This is a genomic window from Hungatella sp. SL.1.14, from assembly GCF_024460495.1.
Lineage (GTDB): Bacteria > Bacillota > Clostridia > Lachnospirales > Lachnospiraceae > Hungatella > Hungatella hathewayi.
Genome location: NZ_JANFYJ010000572.1, coordinates 1 through 267, shown reverse-complemented (window position 1 = coordinate 267; position 267 = coordinate 1). Strand labels below are relative to the sequence as shown.

1 pseudogene is annotated in these 267 nt (G+C 54.3%); it reads left to right on the top strand.

Annotated features, from left to right (window positions below):
• A pseudogene (locus NE473_RS33370) lies at positions 1-267 on the top strand (hypothetical protein); the annotation flags it as partial.

Below are 267 nucleotides of genomic sequence, written 5' to 3'. Positions count from 1 at the left end.
GCGTCAGGAGACAGGGAAGGCATATCTAAACACCGGTTATATCTCGGAGGCTGTGGCCGGCGCTGACGGGACGTTTGCGGTTAATCCTGCCGTAGAAATCAGCCTGGAAGCGCGGTATAAATGTTTCGGACTGACTTTGGAGTTTGGCCGGAACAATCCGGACACGGTAATTTTCCACGCCAGCCTAGCCGGGGAGCCGCGGGAAGATTATATGGTATCCGGGCTGACAGCCATGACAGTTATCAGTCACGAGTTTCCGGAGTTTGA